The organism is Frankia sp. CcI156 (assembly GCF_001983015.1).
GTDB classification, from domain to species: domain Bacteria; phylum Actinomycetota; class Actinomycetes; order Frankiales; family Frankiaceae; genus Frankia; species Frankia casuarinae.
Window position 1 is genome coordinate 1 of the sequence record NZ_MOMD01000037.1, and the last position, 25,713, is coordinate 25,713.

Annotated in this window: 22 protein-coding genes and 1 pseudogene; 12 read left to right on the forward strand and 11 right to left on the reverse strand. The window is 69.5% G+C overall.

The genetic code is table 11. The features are described 5' to 3' along the window. Positions 1-370, forward strand: a 370-nt coding sequence (locus CcI156_RS14670) for a transposase (RefSeq protein ID WP_139341513.1), incomplete at its 5' end; no start/stop codon positions are given. Positions 371-486: 116 nt separating this feature from the next. On the opposite strand, the gene CcI156_RS24125 is transcribed toward CcI156_RS14670, so the two are convergent. From CcI156_RS24125 to CcI156_RS14685, 3 genes are all read right to left on the reverse strand, one after another. Next, on the reverse strand, positions 487-1,980 hold the full coding sequence (locus CcI156_RS24125; protein ID WP_083718550.1) for an antirestriction protein ArdA: 1,494 nt from the start codon (positions 1,978-1,980) through the stop codon (positions 487-489). A gap of 83 nt (positions 1,981-2,063) precedes the next feature. Beyond that, positions 2,064-3,179, reverse strand: coding sequence for a site-specific integrase (locus CcI156_RS14680; RefSeq protein WP_076806280.1), 1,116 nt, complete (start codon positions 3,177-3,179; stop codon positions 2,064-2,066). Between the two features lie 287 nt (positions 3,180-3,466). After that, positions 3,467-3,829, reverse strand: a complete 363-nt coding sequence (locus tag CcI156_RS14685) for an Arm DNA-binding domain-containing protein (RefSeq protein WP_076806282.1) — start codon at positions 3,827-3,829, stop codon at positions 3,467-3,469. Between the two features lie 369 nt (positions 3,830-4,198). Between CcI156_RS14685 and fxsT the strand changes: the two genes are divergently transcribed. From fxsT to CcI156_RS14700, 3 genes are all read left to right on the forward strand, one after another. Then, positions 4,199-6,976 (forward strand): FxSxx-COOH system tetratricopeptide repeat protein, encoded by a 2,778-nt coding sequence (fxsT, locus tag CcI156_RS14690; RefSeq protein ID WP_083718554.1) that lies wholly within the window; start codon positions 4,199-4,201, stop codon positions 6,974-6,976. Between the two features lie 654 nt (positions 6,977-7,630). After that, complete coding sequence (locus tag CcI156_RS14695; protein WP_011435328.1) at positions 7,631-7,951, forward strand: putative quinol monooxygenase; 321 nt, start codon at positions 7,631-7,633, stop codon at positions 7,949-7,951. Between the two features lie 130 nt (positions 7,952-8,081). After that, entirely contained in the window at positions 8,082-8,954 is an 873-nt protein-coding gene (locus CcI156_RS14700; protein ID WP_076806286.1) for an NAD(P)-dependent oxidoreductase, read from the forward strand. A 132-nt stretch (positions 8,955-9,086) separates the two neighbouring features. Here the strand turns inward: CcI156_RS14700 and CcI156_RS25715 are convergent, their stop codons facing one another. Next, a complete protein-coding gene (locus tag CcI156_RS25715) occupies positions 9,087-9,656 on the reverse strand; it encodes a hypothetical protein (protein WP_175637593.1) in 570 nt (189 codons plus the stop codon). 896 nt (positions 9,657-10,552) lie between these two features. Between CcI156_RS25715 and murI the strand changes: the two genes are divergently transcribed. From murI to rdgB, 4 genes are all read left to right on the forward strand, one after another. Further along, positions 10,553-11,455 (forward strand): glutamate racemase, encoded by a 903-nt coding sequence (murI, locus tag CcI156_RS14710; protein WP_076806290.1) that lies wholly within the window; start codon positions 10,553-10,555, stop codon positions 11,453-11,455. Beyond that, positions 11,452-12,201 carry an MBL fold metallo-hydrolase gene (locus tag CcI156_RS14715; protein WP_076806292.1) on the forward strand — a complete coding sequence of 250 codons (750 nt, stop codon included), beginning with the start codon at positions 11,452-11,454 and terminating at the stop codon, positions 12,199-12,201. Before murI ends, CcI156_RS14715 begins: the two co-directional genes overlap by 4 nt. A 79-nt stretch (positions 12,202-12,280) precedes the next feature. Next, complete coding sequence (rph, locus tag CcI156_RS14720; RefSeq protein ID WP_011435323.1) at positions 12,281-13,024, forward strand: ribonuclease PH; 744 nt, start codon at positions 12,281-12,283, stop codon at positions 13,022-13,024. Then, a complete protein-coding gene (rdgB, locus tag CcI156_RS14725; protein WP_023842096.1) occupies positions 13,021-13,683 on the forward strand; it encodes an RdgB/HAM1 family non-canonical purine NTP pyrophosphatase in 663 nt (220 codons plus the stop codon). The genes rph and rdgB overlap by 4 nt, the downstream gene beginning before the upstream one ends. 266 nt (positions 13,684-13,949) lie before the next feature. On the opposite strand, the gene CcI156_RS14730 is transcribed toward rdgB, so the two are convergent. The 5 genes from CcI156_RS14730 to clpS all read right to left on the reverse strand — a co-directional run bounded on the left by CcI156_RS14730 (position 13,950) and on the right by clpS (position 17,034). Then, positions 13,950-14,897, reverse strand: a complete 948-nt coding sequence (locus CcI156_RS14730) for a PLP-dependent cysteine synthase family protein (RefSeq protein ID WP_011435321.1) — start codon at positions 14,895-14,897, stop codon at positions 13,950-13,952. Between the two features lie 22 nt (positions 14,898-14,919). Next, complete coding sequence (locus CcI156_RS14735; RefSeq protein WP_023841214.1) at positions 14,920-15,312, reverse strand: MoaD/ThiS family protein; 393 nt, start codon at positions 15,310-15,312, stop codon at positions 14,920-14,922. A 240-nt stretch (positions 15,313-15,552) separates the two neighbouring features. Then, complete coding sequence (locus tag CcI156_RS14740; RefSeq protein ID WP_011435319.1) at positions 15,553-15,957, reverse strand: Mov34/MPN/PAD-1 family protein; 405 nt, start codon at positions 15,955-15,957, stop codon at positions 15,553-15,555. A gap of 52 nt (positions 15,958-16,009) precedes the next feature. Further along, positions 16,010-16,546 carry a DUF2017 domain-containing protein gene (locus CcI156_RS14745; RefSeq protein WP_232235102.1) on the reverse strand — a complete coding sequence of 179 codons (537 nt, stop codon included), beginning with the start codon at positions 16,544-16,546 and terminating at the stop codon, positions 16,010-16,012. A gap of 197 nt (positions 16,547-16,743) precedes the next feature. Then, positions 16,744-17,034 (reverse strand): ATP-dependent Clp protease adapter ClpS, encoded by a 291-nt coding sequence (gene clpS, locus CcI156_RS14750; protein ID WP_023841213.1) that lies wholly within the window; start codon positions 17,032-17,034, stop codon positions 16,744-16,746. Positions 17,035-17,292: 258 nt separating this feature from the next. On the opposite strand from clpS, the gene CcI156_RS14755 reads away from it, so the two are divergent. Both CcI156_RS14755 and CcI156_RS14760 read left to right on the forward strand, forming a co-directional pair. Beyond that, positions 17,293-19,578, forward strand: a complete 2,286-nt coding sequence (locus CcI156_RS14755) for a molybdopterin oxidoreductase family protein (protein ID WP_076806294.1) — start codon at positions 17,293-17,295, stop codon at positions 19,576-19,578. A gap of 23 nt (positions 19,579-19,601) precedes the next feature. Beyond that, a pseudogene (locus CcI156_RS14760) lies at positions 19,602-21,074 on the forward strand (FAD-dependent oxidoreductase); the annotation flags it as partial. 86 nt (positions 21,075-21,160) lie between these two features. Here CcI156_RS14760 and CcI156_RS26985 read toward each other — a convergent pair. Both CcI156_RS26985 and CcI156_RS14770 read right to left on the reverse strand, forming a co-directional pair. Then, entirely contained in the window at positions 21,161-21,856 is a 696-nt protein-coding gene (locus CcI156_RS26985; RefSeq protein ID WP_011435314.1) for an NUDIX domain-containing protein, read from the reverse strand. 223 nt (positions 21,857-22,079) lie between these two features. Further along, on the reverse strand, positions 22,080-23,465 hold the full coding sequence (locus CcI156_RS14770; protein ID WP_076806348.1) for a nicotinate phosphoribosyltransferase: 1,386 nt from the start codon (positions 23,463-23,465) through the stop codon (positions 22,080-22,082). Positions 23,466-23,847: 382 nt separating this feature from the next. Here CcI156_RS14770 and CcI156_RS14775 point away from each other — a divergent pair, with 382 nt between their 5' ends. Beyond that, positions 23,848-24,042: a hypothetical protein gene (locus CcI156_RS14775; RefSeq protein ID WP_035732600.1), complete on the forward strand. Its 195-nt coding sequence runs from the start codon at positions 23,848-23,850 to the stop codon at positions 24,040-24,042. Positions 24,043-24,211: 169 nt separating this feature from the next. Next, positions 24,212-25,705, forward strand: a complete 1,494-nt coding sequence (locus tag CcI156_RS14780) for a helix-turn-helix domain-containing protein (protein WP_076806298.1) — start codon at positions 24,212-24,214, stop codon at positions 25,703-25,705. The last annotated feature ends 8 nt before the right edge of the window (positions 25,706-25,713 follow it).

Genomic DNA, 25,713 nt, shown 5'->3' on the forward strand with positions numbered 1-25,713 from the left:
GCAGGAACCCGCGCGCAAGGCGCTCGCGACCCTGGACCGGGAATGGGACGGGCTGGTCGCCCACCGCGACTACCCCATGATCGGCATGGACAACAACCCGGCGGAAAGGGCGATCAGGGGCCCGGTCGTGACCCGGCGCAACGCCGGCGGCTCCCGCACCGAGGACACCGCCCGCCACGCCGCCACGATCTTCACGGTCACCGCGACCGCCGCGATGCACAACCTGAACCTGCTGACCTACCTGGAGAACTACCTCGACGCCTGCGGCCGGGCCGGCGGCAAGCCGCCGACCGGCGCCGACCTCGACCGGTTCCTGCCCTGGGCCGCCAGCCCCGAGGACCTCACCACCTGGCAACAGCCTCCCGGCTGACCCCGACCCCCGAGACCCCAGCGGAGTGCCCCACGGTCACGCCGCCCACGATCATGCCCCAACGGGATTTCCGAATACGTACATGTCGACAGCGCTAAATTTAGCCGTCGATCACGCTACGATACGCTGAACACCCACACTCCACCTTCCGGCGTATCTGCAACGTGCAGATCGCACGCTATGTCCTCGGCGTACTGCTCCACATCGACACTGACATAGTGCCGTATGTCTTCCGGCAGGTCGTCAAGGAACCGGTAGAAGTCAATGTTCTGCAGGTAGTCCTCGGCATAGTCCGTGAGCGAGCCCCACTCACCGCGGTAGAATTCCTCGAACCGATCCACCAGCTCATCGTCTGCCCGGCCCAGGTGCGCCACCCATGCGCCGAACGCCAGGCCGTGTTCCGCGATACCTTTGGCGACCTTGCTCAGGTCTTGCAGCGACGGCCACTCGCCCAGCGTGGACGTGACGTCGTCCTCGAAGCCCTCGTAGTCGTGGATAGCCCACTCTTCGGCCGCCTCACCGTGCTGCCGGGCCGGCGAGGTTGCCAAGATACGGTCCACGGCCGCTTGCAGATCTTCGGTGTCCCGATCGGCGGCGACCCAGCGGCCGTGTAGGTAGCCGTTACTGTAGTCAGCCAAGCTGGCCACATAGACTCGCGGTCCGTCGCCGTGTGCGTCGTCGCCGTCAGCCTCGTCAGCCAGCGGCACCACCTCACCGTCCCGCCAGACACCCGGCTTGGCCGGTTCGTAGCCGGTGCCATCGACGACAGGGCAGAGCGGTTCGCCGTCTTGGTGCGTCCAGGTGGATCGATCGAGCCCGTTTGCCTRCTCAACGATCGGCTCTTCGCATGCCAGACAGGCATAGCCGACCCGTTCATGGCGAGCATCCAGGCCACGTCGTTCTAGGTCAACAAGTGAGTCTTCGTAGGTGCCGTACTCCCGGAGGATGGCCTGCCACCGCTGGTCGAGTGCTTCGCCGTTGGCCGTCTCCCAGACGTAACGGAAGCCCTGCTCGTCCTGGGAGATGATCGTGCCGCCGCCGGTGCCGTGATCGACGATCAGGCCGAACCAGYCCAGCTCATCTGCGCGGCCGACCTCCTCGTCCGGCGGTTCGCCGAACAGTTCGTCCAGCCGGTCCGGGTTTAGAGCATGATCTTTCCCGGGCGCCTCGTTGGCTTCGGCCAGTTCCGGTGCGATGGCGATCCCGCCGAGCATGCGCGCCCGTTCCCGGGTGGCGTCGATGCGGTCCAGGATGGCGGCGTGCTCGGTCCAGCCTCTCACTGGTCCCTTGTCCGGCCGAGCCTGGCAGTAGGCCCGAAGCGCTTCGACCCAGGAGGCGACCTCCGGCGTGTGGGATTCGAGGTCTTCGTACAGCTCGTGGTAGACAGTGTCCTCGATGATGTTGCCGGTGCTGGCCAGACTGTAGAGGGCGCTGACCTGACCGCCGTGCAGCTGTCCGGCGATGTAGCGCGCGGTGYGGTCGTCGATGGGCCGCTCCTCTTGGGCGGCGGCCTCAATGCCTTGCTTGATCAGGCGTTCGTCGTGCGACAGCTCGGCGGGTAGAACGTCTGCCTGGTTGATGATCCTTTCGTGAGATGGTGCGTGTTCCATGGGTATGGTTCCTGCTTACATAATCTTGATGGGTATGACCAAGAAGCCCGGCCACCAGGAAGGCGGCCGGTCTTCTGACACGGTCACGAGGGTTCAGCTGATCGCCGGTTGCGGCGGATGCCACGCTTGCGCAGCAGCGTCTTGACCGCCGTGAGACTGATCGAGTACCTGGCCGCCAAGGCGCGAGCGGTGCTGCCGGCCAGGTACAGGCTGATCAAGGTCTCGATGTCCGAGGCCGGGAGGCGGTCAACGATGGCGTGTCGTCGGGGCACMTGACCGGAACCTGTGAGGCCCGGAAGCTCCTGTGTCTCCCCCTGACCAGGGGTTTCAGCTACGACGGCCCAGACGGTTTGAAGATCGGTCAGTACCTCTGGCGTGTTCGAGTAGCGCCCAAGGAGGTGCACCCGTTGAACGGCAGCGTTCTCGCAGGTCAGATGCTCGCCCACCGTTCCTCCTCTGATCGTTTGGGCCCGTTTGGTCACAGATTGGTCACGACCGGGCCGTGACCGAAGTGGACGGACGAGGAGTCCGCGGGCCGGTGGCCGGGCAGTCTGACGCAGGCGCACCCGGTTCCRCATCGTCATCACCCAGGCCATCGGAGTCGTCCGAGTCGGTCGCGTCGCCACCRCCGTCGGGCCGGTCCGCCTGGTCCTCGTCGGCCTGCCCGCCAGTGCCGAGGATGAGCCCGGCGACGACTTCCGCGGCATCGGAGTGCATGCCGGGCAGAACGTGGCTGTAGATCTCCAGGTGATCGTGATGCTGGCGTGCCCCAGCCGCTCGGAGACGACCTTGGGATGCACGTTGCTCGCGAGCGCGAGGGTTGCCCAGGTGTGCCGCAGGTTGTGCAGCCGGATGACCGGCAGGCCGAGGCGCCTCACCCGCCGGAGGAACGCGCGGGAGTTCCGTTCCGGGTGCATGGCCCGGCCGTCCCAGTGGGTGAAGACAAGATCGGCCTCTGGCTCCCTGCCGAGCAACGCCAGCTCCTTCAGCTTGCTCTCGCGCAGGTCACGCAGCGCCGTTACGGTGGCCGTGTCCAGGGCGATGACCCGCGTGYCGCGTACGGTCTTCGGGTCGCTGAACACCGGCACCCGGCCGGTGTCAGACGTGGTGACGTTGACGAGCGTCCGGCGGATCGAGATGCGCCCCGCGTCCAGATCCACCGCCGACCAGGCGAGCCCCAGCGCCTCACCTCGCCGCACGCCGGTGGTGGCGAGGTGAGGCGCTGGGCGTAGGTCGGTTCGTCGCGGGTGGCGTCGAGGAAGGTCCGGAGTTCGGCGTTCGTCCAGGTGCGGATCTTCGTGTGCCGCTCGGCCTGGGCCTTCCGCTGCGGCGGCTTGGTCCGGTCCGCCGGGTTGCGTGGGATCAGGTCCCATTCGACTGCCGTCTTCAGCGCATCCCGAAGGATCGTGTGGATGTAGAGCACGGTCCGCGGCGACAGTCCGTGCCCCCGGGCATGGTCAGCCCGGCCAGCCCGGAGCAACTCGGCCTAGAGGGCTTGCAGGGTAGCCGTGTCAAGGAGCTGGAGCCRCACCCCGCCGAGCCGGGACAGGACATGCAGCCGCAGGTTCCGCCGGCATGACGCCAGGGTCGACGGCCGCAGCTCACCTTCCACTGCCGGGAGCCAGCGCGTCTCGATGAACTCCCGAACGGTCAGCCGGGACGGCTCGACGTACGTGCCGGCCGCGAGCTTGCCGAGAAACCCCGTCAGCGCCGCCTGTGCCGCCTTCTTGGTCGCGAACCCACGCCGTCTCGCCTGCCGACGCGGCCCACCCGCTGCGGTGATGTCGACGACGAAGAACCACCTGCCGGAAGCGTCCTTCCGGACGCTGCCCTGACGGCCGGCACTCACGAGGCCGCCCGGTGATCTCGCCCTCGAGGGCGGACTCCAGCACGACCTTCGTCAGCTGCTGGAGCAGGCCACCCTCGCCGGACAGCCGCACCCCCTGCTCACGGGCCTGGGTCACCAGCTGCGCGACCAACGCGGGATCGATCCCCGCTGGCGCAGCCTTCGCCTTCGACGCGCGGGGCCGTCCAGCGGCCGACTCCTCCAGGGACACCACAGCAGTGTCCGCTGCGTCTGTGGTGATCGTCATCAGGTGTCACTCCTTGATCGGGGTTACACCGTTGTTCTTACACACCCCGGGTGTCAGCCCGTTCGGCTGTCCGGTACGCGCCTGGGTTGTGACGATCCGTGGCTACTGTGGCAGGCTGTGCGGCTATGGGCACGAGGGTCCCGGCGTCAGGCGGCGGCGCGGTGCAGGGTGCGGCAAGGTCGCCATCGTCGGGGGTGGATTTCTTCGTCTCCTACACCGGGGCCGATCAGGGATGGGCGGAGTGGATCGCCTGGGTGTTGGAGGACGCCGGCTACCGGGTGCGGATCCAGACCTGGGACTTCAACGCGGGTAGTCATTTCGTCACCGAGATGCATCAGGCGGCACAGGTCGCGGCCCGCACGATCGCGGTGCTGTCGACGGCGTACCTGTCCTCGGCGTTCGCGGAGGCGGAGTGGCAGGCCGCCTGGGCCGCCGACCCGTCCGGGCGGGCGCGCAAGCTGCTGGTGTTCCGAGTGGAGGAATGTGATCGGCCCGGGCTGCTGGGTCAGCTGGTCAGCGTGGACCTGTTCGGCCTCGACCGGGACATCGCGGCCGGGCGGCTGGTGGCCGCGGCACGTGGGGAGCGGAGTAAGCCGGCGGTGGAGCCGGTCTTTCCCGGCGGGCCCGCCCAACCGATGGTCACCGCGACGGGGATGGAGCCGACGTTCCCCGGGCGGCTGCCCGATGTGTGGAACGTGCCGAGTCGCAACCGGCATTTCACCGGCCGCCAGTCCCAGCTCGACCAGATCCGCACCGAGCTGGGGTCGGGGCCGGTGGCGGTGACCACCCTGCACGGCATGGGCGGGGTGGGCAAGACCCAGTTGGCCGTCGAGTACGCCCATCGGCACGCCGCCGAGTACACATTGGTCTGGTGGATCGACGCGGAACAGACCCTCCTGGTCGGCGAGAAGTTCGCCGCGCTCGCGGGCCCGCTGGGTCTGTCGACCGATGGAGCGGTATCCGACATCGCGGCCATCGTGCTCGCAGCCCTAGGCCGTCGGGTGGGGTGGCTGGTGGTGTTCGACAACGCCGAGGATCCCGTCGCCTTGCGGGACTGRCTGCCAAGCGGACCGGGCCATGTGCTGATCACGTCCCGGAATCCGGGYTGGGAGGCACTCGCCGCTGCGGTCGACGTGGACGTGTTTGAACGGGCTGRGGCGGTGGCGTTCCTGACCCGCCGTCTTCCCGGCCTGAACGCGGCGGTAGCCGACGCGCTGGCTGCCGAGTTGGGTGACCTGCCTCTGGCGTTGGCGCAGGCCGCCGGCTACCTCACCACGACCCGGACGGATCCGGCCAGTTACCTTGCGAAGTTCCGTACCCGGCGTACGACGCTGCTGGGCAAAGGGGGCGATCCCCTCTATGCCGGCACCATCGCCACCGCTTGGTCCATGGCTCTGGAACGGCTGCGGGCCGACGCCCCGGCCACCGTGCAGCTGCTGACGCTGTGCGCGCTGCTGGCTCCCGAACCGATCCCGTTGGCCCTGTTCGATGACCATCCCGATCTTCTCGACGGCCCGTTGGCGCAGGCGTGCGCCGGTACCCATCCCCGGCTCGACCTCGACGATGTGGTCGGTGACGCGCTGGCCTACTCCCTGGCCCGCCGGAGCGGGAACACGATTCAGCTGCACCGCCTCGTCGGGGCAGTCATCGCCGGTCAGCTGCCCGAGGAACGTCGCGACGTCCTGCGCGGCGTGGTGGTGGCCCTGGTGGAGGCCGCACTGCCGGATGAACCCCACCGGTCCGGGACGTGGCCTGTCTACGCCATGCTGGTCCCCCACGCACGTATCGTGTTCCGTCCGGACCGTCCCGGCGTCCTGAAACTGCTCGAGTATCTCGACGCCAGTGGTGACTACCGGACGGCGAAGATCGTGCAGGAGGACGTCCACAACGACACCGTGGCACGGCTGGGCGCCGAGCATCCCGCGGCTCTGCGTACGCGTGCCGCCGTCGCCAACTGGACCGGGGAGGCGGGGGATCCGGGAGGCGCGCGCGACATGCTCGCGGCGTTGCTGCCCGTCTGCGACCGAGCCCTGGGCGCCGACGACCGGCAGACCCTGCTGGTCGCGGCCCGTCTCGCGGACTGGACCGGGCAGGCCGGCGACTGGCCCGGCGCGCGCGACCTGTGCCTGTCCATCCTGCCCCGGTGGCGACGCGTCGCGGGTGAGGATGATCCGGAGACCCTGTATGTCTGGGCGAATCTCGGGTTCTGGACCGGGCAGGCCGGCGACGTGGCGGGCGCGTGCGCTCACTACGCCKCGTTTCTGCCGATCAGGGAACGGGTGCTGGGACCGGAACACCCGGATGTTCTCGAATCCCGTGACCAGTACGCCCGTTGGATCGGGGAGGCCGGGGATCCCGCGGCCGCGCGCGACCTGTGCTCGGCGCTGCTCACCGTCCATGAGCGGGTGTCCGGCGCGGAGCATCACGGCACGCTGTGGGTCCGCACCAACCTCGCCTGGTGGACCGGCAAGGCGGGTGACCCGGCCGCCGCCCGCGACCAGTACGCACAGTTACTGCCGATCCGTGAGCGGGTCTCGGGTCCCGAGCATCCCGCGACCTTGGTCGCCCGGGGTAACTTCGCCTACTGGGTGGGTCAGGCGGGAGACCCCGCGATGGCCCGTGACCAGTACGCCGCCCTGCTCCTGATCCACCGGCGGGTCCTCGGCCCCGACCATCCGGACACGTTGCTCGACCAGCGCAACCTCGCCCACTGGACCGGGGAGGCGGGGGATCCCGCGGGTGCCCGAGACCAGTTTGCCGCGGTACTGGCGCTGTTCGAACGGGCGTTGGGACCCGAGCACCGCGAGACCGTGGCCGCCCGCACCGAGCTCGCCGTCTGGACGGCCGCCGCACCCGACTGGGCTGCCGCGCCACCCGGATCCGCGACCGCCGGAAGGCCGTAGCCAAGCCCGACGGTCAGGGCTGTCGCGGCCACAAGCGCAGCCGAACGGGACCATGTGAGACGAGATTTCACTCCGCGCCATCCTCGATTCCGCATTGTCGGTCCGACGCCGTATCGAACCGCGAAGAGACCACGCCCGGCGGAGTCGACAGCATACGGCTGGACGTAGACCATGCAAGTCTCCTGAATCATCAGAGCAACAGGGCGCCGACCTTGCCTACATCCCGCCGGAGTGCGGTGCAGCGKCCAGCCGTCAAGGGATTTCCATTCACAGGTCGGTGAACACGAGTCGTCTCGAATTTGAACCACGAGTCGATGGAAGAAATCAGGCTGTGGCCCGCCGGCCGCGAATCGCTAGGCCGGCCGGGAGACCATGCCCGTCATCCACCAGATCCAGCCTTGAAGGAATACCATCGGGTACCGTTCATGACGTCCATATCGTCTTTGGTCGACAGAATCTGCTGTACATCGGCCTCCTGCCTTCAAGGTCCGGATGGCCCGTCCCGGACTACACAAGGCGGCCGATCTCAGGCCGCATCGATGTGGCCGGGCTCTCAGGCCACCATTAGAGTGATCTCCCGGATACGGTGACAGTACGTCGCGAAGCGACAGCGCCCCGCCATGTCCCTGTCGCAACACCCTGAGGAGGAGATCCATGTTCGGTCTGACGGTGCGGTTCGAGGTACGCCCGGACACGGCGGACGCGTTCGACGCGTTGGTGGCCGAGACGGTGCCGCTGATCGCCGCCCACGAACCCGGGACCTTGATCTACACTACCCATCGGGTGGTCGGCGACGACAATGCCCGGCTCTTCTACGAGCTCTACCGCGACCGCGAGGCGTTCGAGGATCATGAGAACCAGCCGCACATCCACCATTTCGTCGCCGAGCGGCAGGATCTGCTCACCGGTCCCCCGCGTATCGAGTTCATCACACTGACCTCGGGCACCGGGCTTCCTACGATGACAGGCGCCTGAGGACCCGGCACCTGCCGGTCCGTTCTTCACCCGCCCTGGGCTGGAGCGGCCGATGCCACTTGGCCCAGCCCAGCCGGGCAGGAAACCCGCGTCGGCGGACCGTCCGCCGACCAGGCCAGGAGGGTGACGCATGAAAATCGGTTTCATCGGACTTGGCGGAATGGGCAGCGCCATGGCGCGCAATCTGATCGACGCCGGCCACACCGTACTGGCCTGGAACCGCTCACCGGATCCCGTCACCGAGCTGGCCGCYGCCGGTGCGGTGCCCGCCAGCATCTCCGAGGYGTTCGCCACCGGAATCGTCCTCAGCATGTTGGCGGACGACCAGGCCGTCACCGACCRCCTGCTCGATCCGCGGGTACTGACCGCCGCGCCGGCCGGAGCACTGCATGTGAATATGGCCACCGTCAGCACCGCGCTGGCGATCCAGGCCCGGCGTGAGCACGCCGAGCACGGGCTGCGCTACCTCGCGGCTCCCGTCTTCGGCCGGACCGACGCCGCCCGCGCCGGCAACCTCACCATCGTGACCAGCGGCGATCCGGACACGATCGCCGAGGTTCAGCCCCTGTTCGACGTCCTCGGCCGGYGAACCTGGACGGTCGGCGATGCGCCGGAGCACGCCAACCTGGTGAAGATCCTGGGTAACTATCTGATCGCCTGCAGCATCGAGGCGATGGCGGAGGCGAGCGCCGTCATCGAGGCCGGCGGGATGAACCCGGCCACGTTCATCGAAGTGCTCACCGACAACCTGTTTACCGGCCCGGTCTTCACCGGCTATGGCCGCATGATCGGAAACCGGGACTACGAGCCCGTCAACTTCCGTCTCCCGCTCGGGTTGAAGGACGTCCAGCTCGCGCTGGCCTCAGGGCTGGAACGGAACGTTCCGCTGCCCTTCGGCGGCGTGCTGCGGGACGCCTTCGTCGACGCGCTGGCGCATGGCCAGACCGACCAGGACTGGGCCGCGGTGACCGAGACGGCCCGCCGGCGCGCCGGGCTCGCCTGATCCACGGTGCCGGGCCGCCACCGCACCGCGCTGCACCGTACCGACCTCAACGACCGTACCGAGCACAGCACGGACGGGATGTGCCCGGCCGGAGGAACGCCGCCCTGGCCGGTCAGTCCCCACTGGGCATCGCTACGGCTGGCGGCTGTCGTCGTGGTGCTTCTCTGGCTCCGCCGGCACCGGGCCGGACTGCGTGGCCCGGTGATGCTGTCCGGTGTCGGCRGACAGCAGGCCGGACATGGATACTCCGGTAAGAGCGGGCGGCGGGAAACCCGCGCCACGGCGGACCGCGGAGCCATACCAGCGGTCGTCGTCGARACCGCTCTCGTCGTCGCTGCCGTCCGGACCGTCCCCGCCGGCGTAGTCCCAGCTCGACGACCAGTTGTCCGACGAGGACTCGACGGAGGCATCGGATGCGTCCGAACGCGCCCAGTCGAACTCACCACGACCGAACACGAACGAGCCACCCATCGGACGATTCTCCGGTATCGAGCGGTGCACGGACGCCGACGCCGACGCCGACGCCGGGCCGACGACACGCGGGATCACAAGCCAGGCAGTGATGTTGACCCCCACGACAACGAGGATAATGACAATCGGAACCAGAYAGCCGTACTCGGGCGGCAGCATGACGGYAAGCGCCGTCAACCCTCCCACCAGGAGGGCGACGCCCGTGGAGATCGCCGCGAGGAGCCGGGCCATGGACATGTTCCTATCGCCGTACGGCCAGCGATGCCCCCGATCGACGTCAACCCGACAAGGCAGAGGACAGTTTGGTGCCGTGTATCCCGCTTACACCGTCCGTCCTCACGCCATGGGACGATCTTGATTGCTCGAAGAGCCACCCGACCGCGACCCTCCGTGCGTGGTCACGTGCTGACGTCCCCTGATCTCCCTGGATGACTGCACGGCCGGACGATGGCAAGACCACCGCGTGACGTCATCGTAGAAGCGCGGGGAGACGTCGGGAACCACGTTGCGTCGATACCCCGGGGACGGCCTGGAGGCGGCCTGGAAGACGACTGGAGACGGACTGGAGGCGGACTGGAGGCGGACTGGAGACGGGCTGGAGACGCCCGGAAGACGCCCGGAGACATCGAGGATGCGACTGGGGTGCCTCGAATCGGGGACGGATGGGAACGACCCGGACACCTCAGCCGCGTCCTCAACATACCTGTTCGATAGCTAGTAGTCACTGATCGATTACAGGCAGTTCTAGCCTACACTCCGTTTGGCGTGCCTGTACCCGTATGGCATACCCACCCGGGCACGGCTCCTCGTGGACGATCGACAGACGGACCACGCATTTCMCGCGATACATCGATGAAAGATCGCGTTCCGGACCAGGCGAAGGTCATCGGATGATCCAGCAGACCGGGACGATCCCCGGATGTCGAGCCGGCCACACCTCGGCCCCTCGCGGCACGCGKACGCCTTCACCTGGGTAAACAACGAGGTATGACGCACAGCGATGCGCCCAGCTCAGCGAGGCGAGATGGTCCTATGTCGGACGCGCGAGGACTGTCCGGGACCGGACAATGGTTCCGTGACAACAGCCACAGGGTGAGCATCGGGTTTCCGGCTTAGTCTGATCGCTCATGAGCGGCGCGCCGATCGGGGTGTTCGACAGCGGGGTGGGCGGTCTGACTGTGGCGCGCGCCATTTTGGACCAGCTTCCGCATGAGCCCCTGATGTATCTCGGGGACACCGCTCGGGCACCCTACGGTCCGCGGCGGATCGCCGAGGTGCGTCGCTACGCCCTCGATGCCCTCGACCGGCTCGTGGACGAGGGCGTGAAGCTGCTGGTCATCGCCTGCAACACGGCAAGTGCCGCCTGTCTGYGCGACGCCCGGGAGCGTTACGACATACCAGTCATCGAAGTGATCATGCCGGCGACCCGCCGAGCGGCCGCGGCGACCCGCAGCGGGCGGGTAGGCGTCATCGGCACGCTGGCGACGATTGCCAGCCGCGCCTACGACGACGCGTTCACCGCCGCCGCGGGCGTGGAGTTGACCGGTGCGGCCTGCCCGGCGTTCGTGGACTTCGTTGAGCGGGGTATCACCTGCGGGCGGCAGTTGCTCGGTCTGACCGAGGCGTACCTCGCACCATTGCAGGAAGCCAACGTGGACACGGTGATACTCGGATGTACACATTACCCACTGCTGACGGGGGTCATCGGCCTCGTGATGGGAGAGGGCGTCACTCTGGTGAGTAGTGCCGAGGAGACGGCCAAGGACACCTACCGGGTACTTGTCCGGCATGGACTCTTCCGCGATCCGGACCTTCCGCCGCCCACCCACCGGTTCCTCACCACGGGTGATCCAACCTTGTTCAGCCGGGTGGGACGCAGGTTCCTCGGCCCCGAACTCGTCGGCGTCGCGGCGGTGTCCCCGCCCGTTCCCGCCGCGCGGGCCACAGTCACGCCTCCAGCCGTATGGGCCGCCCGAACCGGGGCGGACCAGGAACCCTCCTCCCAGCAGAGCCCGGTGGTGCCACGGTGAAACTGACGATCCTCGGCTGTTCAGGCACGTATCCCGGCCCGACGTCGGCCTGTTCGTCCTACCTCGTCGAGTCGGACGACGGGTTCCGGCTCGTCCTCGACGCGGGCAACKGGTCCATGGGCGAACTGCAACGGCACTGCGACCTGCGTGAGATCGACGCGGTGCTGCTCAGCCACCTGCACGGCGACCACTGCCTGGACCTGGTGGCCAACTCCTACGCGCGGCGGTACCACCCGGAGGGCATGCCGCCCAAGCTCCCGGTCTACGGCCCGATCAACACCCAGGAACGGCTGTGCGGAGCGTTCGAGAAATGGCCGGACGACAGCCTGGCCGACATCTACGACTTCCGGACCATCGGCGCCGGCCGCCTGCACATCGGGCCGTTCCGGATCGATCTCACCCGGGTGGCCCATCCGGTGGAGGCCTATGGCATCCGCCTCACCGCCGACGATCGGGTACTGACCTACTCGGGCGACACCGGGGCGTGTGACCGGCTGGTCCGCCTCGCTACCGACAGCGATCTCTTCCTCTGCGAGGCGTCGTTCCTCGATGAGGAGGACAACCCCCCTGACCTGCATCTGACCGGCCGGGAGGCCGGCGAGCACGCCCGGCGAGCCGGCGTGGGTCAGCTCGTGCTCACGCATCTTGTCCCGTGGGGGAACGCCGCCCGTTCCGAGGAGGAGGCGGCTGGCGTCTACGACGGCCCGCTGACCCTCGCGAGCCCCGGCACCGTCTATGAACTCTGAGAGCTCTGGGAGCTCTGACGGACCGCACCTCCGCACCTCGGCGCGCGGCCGGGTCACCCTGGGCCGATAGTGTCGCGACGTGATACGAGCGGATGGCAGGAGACCGGACGAACTCCGGCAGGTGACGATCCTGCGGGGATGGCAGGAGCACGCGGAGGGATCCGCGCTGATCAGTGCGGGCCGGACCAGGGTGCTGTGCGCGGCCTCGGTGACCACGGGGGTCCCGCGCTGGCGCAAGGGCAGCGGCCTGGGCTGGGTGACCGCCGAGTACTCCATGCTTCCACGGGCCACCGACACCCGTAACGATCGCGAGTCCGTGCGCGGCCGCATCTCCGGGCGGACCCATGAGATCTCCCGACTGATTGGCCGCAGCCTGCGTGCCTGCATCGACCTGAAGGCCCTCGGCGAGAACACCATTGCGATCGACTGCGACGTGCTGCTCGCCGACGGCGGCACGCGCACCGCCGCGATCACCGGCGCCTACGTCGCGCTGGTCGACGCCGCCCGCTGGCTCGGCCGGCCCGATGCGATCATCACGAGCGTCAGTGCGGTCAGCGTCGGCGTGGTCAAGGGTGAGGCGATGCTCGACCTGGCCTACAGCGAGGATTCCACCGCGGACACCGACATGAACGTGGTGTGCACCGGGGCGGACGGTTTCGTCGAGGTCCAGGGCACCGCCGAGGGCACCCCGTTCGACCGGACGATGCTCGACAGCCTGCTCGACCTCGCAGTGCGTGGATGCGCTCAGCTCACCGCGATCCAGACCGAGGCGTTGCGCGGCCCGGTCCCGGCGGGGCCTCCCCGCCCGGGAGGTGCTCGATGAGCGCCGAACACCACGGATCGGCCCGGACGACGAAGGTGGTCCTCGCCAGTCGCAACGAGGCGAAGCTCGCGGAGCTGCGCCGCATCCTGGCGGCCAGCGGCCTGGCCGTGGAGCTGGTGGGCCTGCCGCCAGGCGAGGAGGTGCCCGAGACCGGGACGACCTTCGCCGAGAACGCTCTGATCAAGGCGCGGGCGGCGGTCGCGGAGACCGGGCTGCCCGCGGTCGCCGACGACTCCGGGCTCGCCGTCGACGAGCTGGCCGGGATGCCGGGGGTGCGCTCGGCTCGATGGTCGGGCTGGCGCGACGGCACCCGGGTCGAACGGGACACCGCCAACAACACCCTGCTGCTCGCGCAGCTTGACGACGTCCCGGCCGACCGGCGCGGCGCCGCCTTCGTCTGCGCGGCGGCCCTGGTCACCCCGGACGGCGTCGAACAGGTCGCCCACGGCGAGCTACGTGGCACCCTGCTGACCGAACCTCGCGGCGTGGGCGGCTTCGGCTACGACCCACTGTTCCTGGCCGACGGTCAGACCCGGACGAACGCCGAACTGTCCGCGGCGGAGAAGGATGCGATCAGCCACCGCGGCCGAGCCTTCGGCGAACTGGCCCTGGTCCTCGGCGAGGTCCTCGCCGCCCCACCCACCCCCGCCACCGACTGAACCGCCGCATCGCGGCGAAGCCCCGGGGTCCCCGCATTGCGGCGAAGCCGCCAACCACCCCCGACGGCTCCCCCAGGAAGCTCGCCGAAGGCGAGCTGACGGAAACCCCGAACGGCGCCCAAGGCCAGGGGTCCCCGCATTGCGGCGAAGCCGCCAACCACCCCCGACGGCTCCCCCAGGAAGCTCGCCGAAGGCGAGCTGACGGAAACCCCGAACGGCGCCCAAGGCCAGGGGTCCCCGCATTGCGGCGAAGCCGCCATGCGGGGCTAGGCCCACAGCTGCCCTTCMAGGGCGGCTTCGGCTTCTTCGAGGGTGCCGGCGTAGGCGCCGGTGGACAGATACTTCCAGCCACCGTCACAGACGATCAGGACTATATCGGCCGACTTGCCCTCCTTGACCGCCCGCTCGGCCTGCGCAAGCGCCGCGTGCAGGATGGCCCCGGTGGAGATCCCGGCGAAGATGCCCTCCTCCTGCACCAGCTCGCGGGTACGGCGCAGCGCCTCCCGCGGACCGACCGAGTATCGCGAGGTGAGCACCGACGGGTCGTACAGTTCGGGAACGAACCCCTCGTCGATGTTGCGCAGCCCGTACACCAGCTCGCCGTAGCGCGGTTCGGCCGCGACGATCGAGATGTCCGGCACCCGTTCCTTGAGGTAACGACCGGTTCCCATGAGGGTTCCGGTCGTGCCGAGGCCCGCCACGAAGTGCGTGATTTCGGGCAGGTCCTCGAGAATCTCCGGCCCGGTCGTCTCATAGTGCGCCTGGGCGTTCGCCGGATTGCCGTACTGGTAGAGCATCACCCAGTCGGGATTCTCAGCGGCCAGCCGCTTCGCGACGGCGACCGCCTCATTCGATCCGCCGGCGGCGGGCGAGAACCTGATCTCGGCGCCCCACATCTGCAGGAGCTGACGGCGCTCGATCGAGGTGTTCTCCGGCATCACACAGATCAGCCGGTAGCCCCGCTGACGGCAGGCCATGGCCAGCGAGATCCCGGTATTACCGGACGTCGGTTCGAGCACGGTCGCGCCCGGAGTGAGCAGACCGCGCTTCTCGCCGTCGGCGATCATCCACAGCGCCGCCCGGTCCTTGATCGAACCGGTCGGGTTGTCCTGTTCCAGCTTCGCCCACAGCCGGGCATCCGGCGACGGCGACAGTCGCGGAAGCCCGACCAGCGGGGTCCGGCCGACGGAGTCGGCCAGGGAGGAGAAGCGCATGAGTCGGGACCCGTCGCTCGCGTCAGTGCCGCCCGGGCGACATGCCAGGCGACAGCACGGCCAGCCCCTCGCTGCCCGGAACTTCGGCGCTGCCCGGAACTTCGGCGCTGCCCGGAAACTCCCCGACGTCGACGGAGCCGCCGGCGACGGCGGGAAGGATGGTGACCTCGTCGCCGTCGCTGAGCTTGGCGTCGAGACCGCCGAGGAAACGAACGTCCTCGTCGTTGACGTAGATGTTGACAAAGCGGTGCAGCTCGGAACCGTTGTCACCGGTCACCAGCCGGCCCCGCAGCCCGGCGTACCGGGAGTCGAGATCGAGGAAGAGCGCGGCGACCGTGTCGCCCGTGCCCTCGACCAGCTTCGAACCTCCCGTGTAGGTACGCAGGATCGTCGGCACACGGACCTGGACTGCCATGGTGCTCCTTTCGCGGGTGCCACCGGCCGGGCTCGGCGGTGGCGCCGCCCGGATGGGCGGGGTGTCACGTCAGCGGGTTCTACCTCAGGCGGACAAGCGGACGAGTCGTGGGTGCCAAGGCTCCGCAGTCATCATCTTCCCGGACCGTGTCCACCATCTTCCCGGACCATGTCCCTTCCCGGACCATGTCCGTCGCCGCGTCATCGTCCGTCGCCGCGTCATCTGCAACACCAGGTCGTCTCAGACGATTTCCACCGGCTCCTCGGTGACCACGCCATCGACGATCCGGTAGGACCGGAACTCGGTCACGTCCGGCTCCCGGGTGGAGGCCAGTACGTAGTGCGCGCCCGGCTCGGCCGCGAGGGACACGTCGGTTCTGGACGGGTACGCCTCGGTTGCGGTGTGCGAGTGGTAGATGATGACGGGCTCCTCGTCCCGGTCGTCCATCTCCCGCCACACCTTGAGCTGCTCCATTGGGTCGAAGCGGTAAAAGGTCGGCGAACGCTCCGCGTTCTCCATCGGGATGAACCGCTTCGGCCGGTCCGACCCCAGGGAGCCGGCGACGATGCCACAGGCCTCGTCGGGATGATCTCGACGGGCATGGGCGACGATCGCCTCATAGCAGGCACGGTCGATTCGCAGCACGAGCCCACCGTACGACGCCGAAGGGGCGGTTCGGGTCGGCCTTCGCCCGCGACTACCCCAGAGCTCGGGTCAGATCGTCGAGCAGCTCGGTCAGGAACGCGTAGACCGCGACGAGCGGGCGGCGGGAATCGTCCGGGTCGAGGTGTTCGAGTTCCGCGGTGGAGTCGTCGTCGGTGAGACCGAGGCGGGTTCCCAGCACCAACCGGAGGTCGTTCAGCGTCGTCAGCCAGTCCTGAGCGGCCTCCTCATCGAGCAGGAGCGCCCTCCCAGGCGCCGGCACAGCGGACAGCACCCGCCGAGCGGCGTCACGCTTGCGGGCGAGCAGATCGTCCGTCCGGCGGCGGCGGAAGTCCCCGGAGGCCATCGGATCGTCCGGGTAGGGGTCGGGAAGCAGACGAGCGATCGCCGGATCGTCCGGCGGCGGCGGCGCGGTGTCACGCAACCCCACCAGCGCCTCCAGCGGGTCCTCGACCGGCGGCGGTTCGAGCAGGGACTCGATCTGGCCGACGAGCTCGATCAGCAACGCCGCCTCGAGCCGGGGAAGGCGCAGCTCGATCCCGGCACGCGTGCGGCGGAAGCCGTCAGCCACGTCCCTCCGTTCCCCCACTCCCACGCTCCCGGCGACGGTGCGCCCGGGACGACCGCCCCACATGACCGTCTGAACCGTCCGACCACGGACGCAGCCAGCCTACCCAGGGCATGCCGCACGGGCTGCTCCGGGCGGCAGGGCACCGGTGCGACGGAAAGAGCCCCGGGTCGGGCACCGGTCTCGGGTCACCGGTCGGGTCAGTCCTGGGCGATCGTCGCCCACAGGCCGTAGGCGTGCAGGCGCTCGGCGTCGGCTTCCATCTCCTCCCTGGTGCCGACGGCCACCGAAGCCCGCCCCTTGTGATGGACGTCGAGCATCAGCTTGGTGGCCTTCGGCTTGCTGTAGCCGAAGAGCTTCTGGAAGACATACGTCACGTATGACATCAGGTTGATCGGGTCGTTCCAGACAATGGTGACCCACGGCCGATCGTCATCGAGGGTCTCGTCGACTTCCTCGACATCGAGAGGCGACACGGCGGCGACAGACACGCTGCCTATTGTTACGCCATTCCCACGACAGTTCTCCTCGACGGGTCGTGTGCCGTGGCCGGCAATCACCTCTCAGCAGGCGGCCCAACGCCGGGAGACGACCGAGCGCCGCAGGGTGGCATCGTCGGGGCCGCAGCCGCACATCGGGGGGCCGCACATCGGGGGGCMGGCCAGGATGAGAACCACTTTGCCGCCGCGAAACGGCTCCGACCCGGCCGAGACACCCCCTCGCCGCACGCTCGGTGCGTGACCACGACCATGCCGGTGCCGGCCGCGCCCCTTGCCGAGGCTGCGACACACTGCCCGTACTGCGCCCTGCAGTGCGGAATGATGCTGCGCGCCACCCCGGAGAGCGCCGCCAAGGAAGGCACCGGAAAAGACGACGGCCCGGAACCCGCAGGTGGAAGGTCTCCGGGGCCGGTTACCGTGCTCGCCCGCGAGTTCCCCACCAACCGGGGCCGGATGTGCCAGAAGGGGTGGACCTCCGCCGAGCTGCTGACCGCCGCGGACCGGCTCACCACCCCGCTGATGCGGCCGCGACGCGACGCCCCCCTCGAGCCGGTGAGCTGGGAACGGGCACTCGACCGCATCACCGAGGGGATCATCCGCCTCCAGCGCGAACACGGCCCGGACGCGGTCGGCGTCTTCGGCGGCGGCGGGTTGACCAACGAGAAGGCCTACGCCCTAGGCAAGTTCGCTCGGGTGGCGCTGYGCAGCTCCGCGATCGACTACAACGGCCGGTTCTGCATGTCGTCGGCGGCCGCCGCGGGCATCCGCTCGTTCGGGCTGGACCGGGGCCTGCCCTTCCCACTGGAGGACATCGCGCACGCCGGGGCCGTCATCATGGTCGGCAGCAACGCGGCCGAGACCATGCCCCCGTTCATGCAGTATCTGACCCGCCAGCGGGAGAACGGCGGGGCGCTCGTGGTCGTCGACCCGCGGCTGACGGCCACCGCCCGCGCCGCGGCCCTACATCTGCAGATCACCCCGGGAACTGACCTGGCCCTGGCCAACGGGCTGGCCTACATCGCCCTAACGGAGGGGTACGCCAACCGCGACTTCCTCGCCGCTCGGACGACGGGCCTCGCCGAGCTGCGAGCAGTACTCGCCTCCTACTGGCCCGAACGGGTGGAGCGCATCACCGGAGTGCCGGTGGCAGACCAGTACGCCGCCGTGGACCTGCTCGCCCAGGCCGAACGGGCGATGGTGCTCAGCGCCCGCGGTGCCGAACAACACAGCAAGGGCACCGACACCGTCACGGCGCTCATCAACCTCGCCCTCGTACTGGGGCTGCCCGGCACCCCCGGGTCGGGCTACGGCTGTCTCACCGGCCAGGGCAACRGGCAGGGCGGCCGGGAACACGGGCAGAAGGCCGACCAGCTTCCCGGCTATCGCAAGATCATCGATCCGGTGGCCCGGGAGCACATCGGTCGAATCTGGGGCGTCGACCCGACGACCATCCCCGGTCCGGGCCGCAGCGCCTACGAGATGCTGGACGCGCTCGGCACGCCGCAGGGCCCGAGGGCGCTCCTCATCCTCGGCAGCAACATCGCCGTCTCCGCCCCCCGGGCCGGTCGGATCACCTCGCGGCTGGCCGCCTTGGACCTGCTCGTCGTCGCCGACTTCGTGCTCAGCGAGACGGCGGCCATGGCCGACATCGTCCTGCCGACCGCCCAGTGGGCGGAGGAGGAGGGGACGATGACCAACCTGGAGGGTCGGGTACTGCGGCGGGAACGGCTGCGGCCTCCTCCGGCCGGGGTACGCACCGACCTGGAGATCATCGCGGCGCTCGCCGCCCGACTCGGCCACGCCGAGCGCTTTCCCGGCGAACCACGGGCGGTCTTCGACGAGCTGCGCCGGGCCAGCGCCGGAGGGATCGCCGACTACGCGGGCATCAGCTACGAGCGGATCACCRCATCGGACGGGGTGTTCTGGCCCTGCCCGGACGAGACGCACCCGGGCACCCCCCGGATGTTCCTGGATCGCTTCGCCACCCCGGACGGACGGGCCCGGCTCGTGCCGGTCGAGCACCGTCCGGTGGCGGAGGACATCGACCCCGAGTACCCCTACTACCTGACCACCGGGCGGGTGCTGGCTCATTACCAGAGCGGTGCGCAGACCCGCCGGATCGGACCCCTCGTTGACGCCGCGCCGGAACCCTTCGTCGAGATCCATCCCGACCTCGCCGAACGGCTCGGGATCGCTGAGGGGGCGCCGGTGCGGGTCACGAGCCGACGAGGCACCTGCGAGGTGCCGGCGAGGCTGACCGACACCCTCCGATTCGACACCGTCTTCCTGCCCTTCCACTGGGCCGGGGCCGGACGGGCGAACTCCCTGACCAACGACGCGCTCGACCCGACGTCCCGGATGCCCGAGTTCAAGGTGTGCGCGGTCGCGGTCGAGCCGATCGACGACCCGGACGACAACCCGGACGACGATCGGCATGCCACCGGGTCCGTCCCCACCGCGACGGTCGGGGCTGCCGAACCCGTCCGAGCCATGTTGACGGGCCGCAGCCAACCGAGCGGAAGGCACCAAGGGTGATGACCGCAAGACCCCGAACCATGATGCACGACGCCGCGCCCGCGTCGGACTCCACAGGGGCCTCCGGGCCGCGCCGCGTAGTCATCGTGGGGCATGGGATGGCGGGCTCCCGGATGATCAGCGAGCTTCGTTCCCGAGATCCCAACCTGATCATCACCGTGTTCGGGGAGGAGCCGCATCCCGCCTACAACCGCATCCTGCTGTCGAACGTCCTGGCAGGAAAGGCGGATCTGGCCGACATCACCCTGGTCGACCATGCGGCGTCCGGCGACAGCGGTGACGGCACGCCCCCGCGCGCCCTGGTCGACGTCCGGGCCGGCGTGGTGGCGCACCACATCGACCGTACGCGTCGCACCGTCACGGCCGACGACGGCAGCGTCGTCGCCTACGACGTACTCATCCTCGCCACCGGGAGCCGGGCGTGGCTGCCACCAATCGAGGGACTGACCCGACCGGATGGGACGCTGCTACCCGGAGTGGCGGCGTTCCGCACCCTCGACGACTGYCGGCACATCCTCACCCAGTCCGAACGGGCCACCCGCGCGGTGGTACTCGGCGGCGGCCTACTCGGCCTGGAGGCGGCCCGCGGCCTGGTCCGCCGCGGTCTGGACACGACGGTCCTGCACGCTGCGGGTCACCTGATGAACCGCCAGCTCGACCGGCGGGCCGGACAGGTGCTGGTCCGGACGCTGGCCGGGCTCGGGGTGCGGTCCCGGCTCGAGGCCAGGGTCGTCCGGATCCATGGCGACGAGCGGCTCGCCGGCGTGGAGCTGGCCGGCGACGAGGTGCTCGACGCCGATCTGCTGGTGGTCTCGACCGGCGTCGTGGCGGTGACCGACCTCGCCGCGGCGGCCGGCCTGCCGGTCGAAGCCGGGATCGTGGTGGACGATCAGATGCGCTCCCCCGCCGATCCGGCCGTGTTCGCGGTCGGTGACTGCGCGCAGCACGACGGGACGGTGCAGGGGCTGGTGGCGCCGGCGTGGGACCAGGTCCGGGTGGTGGCCGACGTTGTCACCGCCGCCGACCCCGCCGCGCGCTACAGCGGCGCCCGACCCGTGACCAGGCTCAAGGCGTCGGGAGTGGATCTCGCCACCATGGGCGAGGTCGACGTGGACGAGTTCGACGAGGACGCCGAGGTGCTGCAGTTCGTCGATGTCACCCGGGGCACCTTCAAGAAGCTGGTGATCCGCGGGGACCGACTGGTGGGCGCGATCATGCTCGGTGACAACCCGACGGTGGGGACCGTGACGCAGCTGTTCGACCGGCAGGCTCCGGTGCCGGCCGACCGGCGCAGCCTGCTGTTCCCGACCCGGACCGAGGTCACCGTCACCGACAGTCCGGCGACCCTGYCCGACCGGGTCACCATCTGCCGGTGCAACAACGTGACCAAGGGCGGGATCACCCGCTGCTGGTTGGACGGGGCACGTGACCTGCCGGCGATCGTCACCGGCACCCGGGCGACGACCGGATGCGGCACCTGTCGGGACGCCGTCGCGGGCATCGTCGAGTGGCTGGCCGCGGCCGACCCGGACCCGTCGGCCGCGGCAGGCGACAACTGCGCGGCCGGTCTGGAGGAATCTCCTCAGACCGACCGGCGCAGCAGCGGCGGGTGCAGCGCGACCGCCGAGCCACGCCGATACAGCTCGGCGGGCCGACCGCCACCGCGCGGGGAGGTGCGCTGGCCCAGCGGTACGACGAATCCCGGCGTGGACAGCACCTTGCGGCGGAAGTTCGGCGGATCCAACGCGACGCCCCACGCGGCCTCGTAGACGCGGCGCAAGTCGGCCAGGGTGAACTGCTCCTCGCAGAAGGCGGCGGCCAGCGGGGTGTACTCCAACTTGGCCCGGGCCCGCTCCACGCCGTCCCCCACGATCCGCGGATGGTCGAAGGCCAGCGTCGGGCCGTCGGTCGAGTCCAGGTCCTCCACCGGCCACCAGCGGGCCCGCGGTCCATCCCGGCCGGGCTGTGGCTGCGGCTGCGGGAGATTCGGCAGCAGGGCCAGGTAGGCCACGCTGACCACCCGGACACGCGGGTCGCGGTGCGCGCCGCCGTAGGTCCGCAACTGCTCGAGGTGACCGGTCGTCGTGACGCCCGTCTCGGCCGCGAGCTGCCGCAGGGCCGAGGCGTCGAGATCCTCGTCGCGGTCGACGAAACCACCGGGCAGCGCCCAGCATCCGCCGAACGGGGGATCGTCCCGGCGGATGACCAGGACACAGAGCCGACCGGCGCGCAGGGTCAGTAGAACCACGTCCACGCTGACGGCGAGGGCGGGCGGCATGACAGCGTCACCGTCATGCCGCCCGCCCTCGCCGTCCAACGGACCGCGGATCCGGTTCGGTGGAGAGGCGGGCGCCACCCCTCCAGTCTGGCCATCCCCGCGCCGGCACACACGGGCCCCTCCTCGGCCTCCCGCCGGAAACGGCACCTCAGTGGGCGACGCCGCCCGACGGCCCGGGACGGCTCAGGGAGGCCCGGGACGGCTCAGGGAGGCCCGGGACGGTTCAGGGACGGCCCTCCGCGTGGACGACGGGCAGGCACGGCGGGCCGTAGCCCACCTCCCGAGCGGTGGGGGGAAGGGCCGCGAGGGCCAGACGATGGTGCTCGCGGGCGCGCCGGGTGCCGGCCGGCCCGGTCAGGCCACCGACCGGCTCACCGGCCTTCACCAGCGGACGCAACAGGTCCCGGTCCCGGGCCGGGTCGGGCGGTCGCGGCGACGCGGGGAGCGCGTCGCYGGAGCCAGCGGGATCCACCCCCGGGCCGGACGGACCGGACAAGCGGTCCGGGGCCGACGGCGAGCCCGGCGGGCTCGGAAAGATGACATCAGCGACGGCCCGGCCGTTGAGGTCATGGCGGCGGACGACCCGCTTGCGCCCCCCACGGGTGCTCTTGCCGACCGACCTCTTCGCCACGGGTTCGCCGTCGACCTCGACCAGCTTGTAGACGAACCCCGCGGTGGGCGCCCCCGCACCGGTGACTAGGCTGGTGCCGACACCGTAGCCGTCTACTGGGGCGTCGCCCAACCGGGCTATGGCGTGCTCGTCCAGATCCCCGGTCGCGATGATCCGTGTTCTGGTCGCGCCGAGGCCGTCAAGCTGCGCGCGGACGGCGCCGGCGACCCGACCCAGGTCCCCGCTGTCGATCCGGACGGCCCCAAGCTCGGTGCCCGCCGTCGCGACGGCGGCTGCGACCCCCGCAGGGACGTCGTACGTGTCGACGAGCAGCGTCGTGCCGACACCGAGGGCTGCGACCTGCGCGGCGAACGCCTCGGCCTCGCTTGGATGAACGAGTGTGAAGGCGTGCGCGCTGGTACCGACGCTGGGGACCTCGTACGTCCGGGCAGCCTCCAGGTTCGACGTGGCCGCGAAACCCACGAGGTAGGCCGCGCGGGCGGCGGCCACGGCGGCGGCCTCATGGGTGCGCCGAGATCCCATCTCGAGACAGGGCCGGTCCCCGGCCGCCCCAACCATCCGGGCCCCAGCGGCCGCGATCGCGCTGTCGTGGTTGAGGATGGCGAGCACGAGTGTCTCGAGCAGCACGGTCTCAGCGAAGGTGCCCTCGACGGCGAGCACGGGCGTCTCGGCGAAGAACGGCTCGCCCTCGGCGAAGCCATGGATGTCGCCGCCGAAGTGGTAGTCCGCCAGCCACTGTGCCGTGGCCTCGTCGATGACATCGGCGGCCCGCAGAGCAGCTAGCTCGGGCGGCCCGAACCGGAAGTCCGCCAGCGCATCGAGCAGCCGACCGGTGCCGGCGAACACACCAAAACGGCGACCCGGCGGCAACGATCGGGTGAAGACTTCGAAGACCACACGGCGATCCGCCGCGCCGGACCGGAGCGCCGCGCGCAACATGGTCAACTCATAGTGATCGGTCAGGAGTGCCGTCGACATCCGGAACACGGTAGGGACGAGCAGGCTCCGATGCGCGCCGACCGGCGATTTGGCGGGCGAGGAAAGGGAGTGAGTTCATCCCGTCGGGGTGCGTTGATCTTACAGTGGGTGAACGTCGATTCCAACACGGCATGCACTACACGTTCCATCGACCTTCAGTAGCACATGAGAGAGCCTCGACGTGACCACGTTGATCAGCGCTAGGCCGATCAGCGCTAGGACGATCGGCACCAGGCCGATCAGCGCAACCCCGACCGGCCCGACGGCGAACACGGGGAGGATAACCGCGAGAACGGTCGGTCACCTTCGGTCGCGACCCGAACAGAAACACTCTCCGGGGATCCCCGGGGATCCCCGGGGTCGGCGTGCGATCGTCTTGACCGTGGACCACAGCAATGCCGGGATCTTCCTCGTCACGGTCGGCGGGGCGCTGTTCGCACTGCTGGTGCTCGGCGGCCGGGCGGGCCGGGGYATCGCGCGCGAGGTCTGGAGCCGTATCGGCTTCTTCCGCTGGATACTCCTCCTGATCATCATTGTGATCGTCCTCGACCTCGCGGACGGACTTCCCAACCAATGAACATACATTCGACGGGAACGCCCTCGCATAACACATGGCACCGAGGATGTTGCTGGAAGCCGCAAAATTACACCCACACGAGATGTTCGAATTATGTCACTGCACCCCTAGATGCCCGGCTCGTTATGCTCACTTCGCGTAACACGATTGTCGGACGAGAGGGTTGCGGGTGACCGGTCACACTTGGCTATGGACGCCGCCGCGTTCTACTCCCACCAGCGTTGGTGTGGGCCAACTCCTACGCGCGTACCGGCAGGCCCACGGCCTCACGCAGCAGCAGCTCGCCGACCGTCTGGGCTTCGACCAGTCCTACGTATCCAAGGTGGAGAGCGGCCGGCGGGCTATCCACGACATCTCGACGCTCCGTCACATCGCCCGCAATCTGGCGCTGTCCCCCGAGGACGTCGGCCTGGCCCCGGGATCGATGACGGACCGTCGCCGGGAGACAGYGCCGCGCAGTCCGGCGGCCGAGCAGRCCGCCGCGAGCCAACGCGCGTGGCGGCTCACCCGCGATCACCTCAACCACCATCGGATCAGCCTCGCCCGCGCGGCGGTGCGGCTCTACCCGGAAACCGACCGACTCGGCAGCGGGCTACTGGCCCGACCCGGCTGGGTGTGGGACACCCCGGTGGACATCGACGATGTCACCCTTGGGTGGCACGATAGCGCCGAGGCCCCCACGATCAGGGGAGACGAACCCGAGACGGCCGGTAGCCGGCCCCTGCTCGGTGGAGGCGGTCAGCAGAACCGCTACCAGCGCTACACGCGGGCGATGCGGGACCTCGACCGGCCGACCCTGTTCGAGAACCGGCTCAGTTTTCGCCTGCTCGATATCGGCGGTGACGGGACCGCGGGACCGTCAACGGACAACCATCCGTCGCTGAGCTTCGCCCACACGACGTACTTCGACGCCGTCGACGTCTGCGAGACCGTCGCACACGAGACGGCGGCCGCGATGGCCGGCAGCGGACTGTCCTGGCCCGCGCTGCCCTTCCGGGCGCGCATCGGAGATCCGTTCGACTTCACCCGGCGGGCGGCCCTGCCGTCCATCAACACGCTCACGATCMGCCACGATCGCGGCGGCCAGGCGAGCTTCTTCCTGCACCGGCGCAGCGCGGGCTCGGTCGCGACCGCGGGCGGGGTGTACCACGTCATCCCGGCCGGGGTCTTCCAGCCGTCGGGCATCACCCCGTTCCACCATGAGGCCGACTTCGACCTGTGGCGCAACATCATGCGTGAGCTGAGCGAGGAGCTGCTGGGCAACCCGGAGCACGACGGCAGCTCGTCCAGCCCGATCGACTATGACACCGACGAGCCGTTCCGTTCGTTCGAGCAGGCGCGTCGGTCCGGCGCCATGCGGGTGTCGTACTTCGGGATCGGGCTGGACGCGCTCACTCTGTTCGGCGAGATCCTCACCGTCGTCGTGGTGGACGCCGACGCCTTCGACCAGCTTTTCGGCAGCATGGTCCAGACCAATGCCGAGGGATCGGTCGTCACCGCGGGTCCGAACCGGTCGGTGACCGAGGGCATCCCGTTCACCCACTCGGCGCTGCGCCGTCTCGTCGACACCGAGCCCATCGCCCCGTCGGCCGCCGCCTGCCTGGAACTCGCCTGGCGCCACCGGGAGACCCTCCTCGGGATGCGCATGCGGGCCGCATCCTGATCCCGGAC

Coding starts and splice junctions, on each gene's coding strand:
- CcI156_RS14735 (WP_023841214.1), bottom strand. CDS start 15,312: ATGGCAGTCCAGGTCCGTGTGCCGACGATCCTGCGTACCTACACGGGA.
- rdgB (WP_023842096.1), top strand. CDS start 13,021: ATGAGCGCCGAACACCACGGATCGGCCCGGACGACGAAGGTGGTCCTC.
- CcI156_RS14695 (WP_011435328.1), top strand. CDS start 7,631: ATGTTCGGTCTGACGGTGCGGTTCGAGGTACGCCCGGACACGGCGGAC.
- CcI156_RS26985 (WP_011435314.1), bottom strand. CDS start 21,856: ATGCCGCCCGCCCTCGCCGTCAGCGTGGACGTGGTTCTACTGACCCTG.